The organism is Sandarakinorhabdus oryzae (genome assembly GCF_009733735.1).
GTDB lineage: Bacteria > Pseudomonadota > Alphaproteobacteria > Sphingomonadales > Sphingomonadaceae > Sandarakinorhabdus > Sandarakinorhabdus oryzae.
The window spans coordinates 1-2,856 of sequence record NZ_WNJP01000254.1; the positions used below are offsets into that span (position 1 = coordinate 1).

Genomic DNA, 2,856 nt, shown 5'->3' on the forward strand with positions numbered 1-2,856 from the left:
GCCGCCGGCCGCATCCGCCTGCGCGCCGGCCTGTCCGATCTTCGCGTCGTCGCCAGCCTGCCCGGCGGCAACCAGGCGCTGGCCTTCATGGTCACTGCCACCGCGCTGGTCGCCACCGCCGAGCTCCTCCCCCTGCGCGCCCATCGCGGCCGCGCGCTGGTCAACACGCCCAGCGGCCTCGCCTTCGACAGCGGTGACACACCCCTGTGGCCGCCGATCGTCGAACAGCCGCGCCGCAGCTTTGCCGAAACGGCGACCCTCGAAACCCCCGTCGTCGATGCCGCCGTCCCCGGCACAATCTGGGACAAGCTCTTCATCGATGGCTGCCTGCCCCCCGGCACGCGGCTCGTGGTCGAAGCCCGCGCCGGTGACGACCCGGACACGCTCGGCGACTGGCGCCCACAGCCCCAACCACTATTGTCGCCCTCAGGCTCCGAACTCGTCGCCCACAACCCGGCCGCGCGTGTGCCCACCGATCCCGCGTCGGGGCGCGGCAGCCTTACCCTGCTCTGCCAGCAGCTGACCGGCCGCCACGCCCAGCTGCGCCTCACGCTCAGCGGCGACGGCCAGGCCAGCCCGCACCTGTTTGCGCTGCGCCTGCATTTCCCGCGCGTGTCGTGGAATGATCGCTTCCTGCCCGCGCTCTACCGCGAGGATGCCGAAGCCGGCGATTTCCTGTCGCGCTGGCTGGCTAACATGGCCGGCACCAGCGACCAGATCGACACGCGGATCACCCACGCCCAGCGCTGGCTGAACCCGCAAGCGACGCCGGCCAGCGCGCTCGACTGGCTCGCCAGCTGGTTCGACGTCGCCCTCGATCCGGCCTGGGATGAACAGCGCCGCCGCGCCTTCATCGCGCGGGCCATGCATTTCTTCGCCTGGCGCGGCACCATGAAGGGCCTCACCTCGGCGCTGGCCCTGGGCTTCAACCAGTCGCTCGACGGCACCTTGTTCGACACTGATGCCAGCTGCACCTGCGAAGGCGCCATCCGCATTGTCGAGCAATATCGCACCCGCTCGCCGGTACAGGCCGACCGCCTGGCTGCCGCCACCGCCGCCGTCGCCGCCGAAGCCGCGGCCTGGACGCGCTTCCAGCAACAGCGCGGCCGCACCGCCCCCACCGGCCTGCCCGCCAACAACGAACCGGCGGTTGACTGGCTCGATTTCCTTGGCCTGCCCTCCCCCATCCGCACCCTGTGGCAGCGCTTCCTCGCGGCACGCTGGCGCCGCATCTCGCTGCTCAACCAGGCCCACGCCGCCGCCTGGGACGATTTTTCCCGCATCAGCCTGCCACCCGTTCCGCCCGGCACCATCCAGGGCGCAAAGGACTGGCAGGATTTCGCCCTCACCCTGCTGCCCATCCACCAGTCCGCCCACCGCTTCACCGTGCTGCTGCCCGTCCGCCCCGGCGTCGCCACCGACACGGCCAGCCTCGATGTCATCCGCCGCCTCGCCACCCGCCTGATCGCGCTGGAAAAGCCGGCGCATAGCATCTTCGATGTGCGCTTCTATTTCGCCATGAACCGCGTTGGCGAGGCCCGGCTGGGGCTCGATACCGCCATCGGCCAAGGCAGCCGCGCGCCGGAACTGCTGCCGCCGGCCATATTGGGCCGCGCCTATGCCGGCGAAAGCTTCATCGGGCCGGATGGGCCCGCAACCGCCGATCGCCGGCGGCTCGCATGCTGAGCCGCCCCCGCCATAGCCAAGAGGAGGCACGCCATGGGCTGCTGTTCTGATCTTTCCGCGCAAGCCACGCCGCTGGCCAGCACCGATCCACACAGCCATGTGCGCTTCGTGAAGGGCATGGTGCTGGGCGTCGATGATTATGTCGCCGAACATGAATATCTGATCGGCCGCACCGAATGGCTGACGCGCGAAGCCATCGGCTATGGCACCACGCAAGGGTTGGCCGTGAAGGTTGAGGACAATGGCAGCGAGGGCAGCCGCGTGCGCGTCGGCCCCGGCAGCGCCATCGTCCCATCCGGCAAGATGGTCTGCGTGAAGGCCGATCAGTGCGGCAGCCTCGCCGCCTGGCTTGCGACCGAGGATGCCGCCACCGCGCTGGCCACCGACGTGGCGCGCACGACCATCACCGCCCACCTGGTGATCTGCCACATCGCCTGCCCCACAAACCCGGTGCCGGTGCCGGGCGAGCCCTGCCGGTCCGACGCGGCCCTGATGGAGGATTCGCGCATCACCGACAGTTTCGCGCTCAAGATCGTCACCACGCCGCCGCCGCACCACGAACATCACGGCATCGCCCGGCTGCAGGCCTGGCTGGATGCCATTGTCGACGGGCTTGACGATGCCGACCCGGCCGCCCCGGCCCTGCCCGAAGCCGGCTGGCCCGCCGCCGCGCGCGCCGCCATGGCGAAGATAGCGCCTGACGATGGCAGCGCGCCATCAGAACCGCCGGTACCGGCCGGCATCAATGCCGAGAATTTTGACGATTTCCTGCGTACGGTGTGGCGGCTGTGGCTGACCGAAGTGCGGCCGCGGCTGGCGGCGCGCCACTGCCACCACCGCAACCCCGGCTTTGAAGACGCGCCGACCCAGGATGATGATTGCCTGTTGCTGGCCAGCCTGACCATCCCGGTGCTGCACAGCGGCGATGACCCGCGCAGCGGCTGGACCCTGAACGGCCCTGCCGCCGACGTGGTGGTGAACGAAGCCAACCGGCCGCTGCTCGCCTCCGTGCAACTGGTGCAATCGGCGCTGGGCCTGATCGGTGAAGCCGGCGCCGGCGTTGCCGGCCCAGCTGGACCCGCCGGCCCACAAGGCGACCCGGGAACGCCCGGCACCCCCGGTGCCCCCGGCGAGACTGGCGCTACCGGCCCCGCTGGCCCGCAGGGACCC

The 2,856-nt window shown here is 70.7% G+C and carries 1 protein-coding gene and 1 pseudogene; both read left to right on the top strand.

Annotated elements, in window-relative coordinates:
* Nucleotides 1–1,686: phage tail protein (locus GJ693_RS15145; RefSeq protein ID WP_197042253.1), on the top strand; the 1,686-nt coding region annotated here is incomplete at its 5' end.
* 33 nt (nt 1,687–1,719) lie between these two features.
* Nucleotides 1,720–2,856, top strand: a pseudogene (locus GJ693_RS17650) (collagen-like protein); the annotation flags it as partial.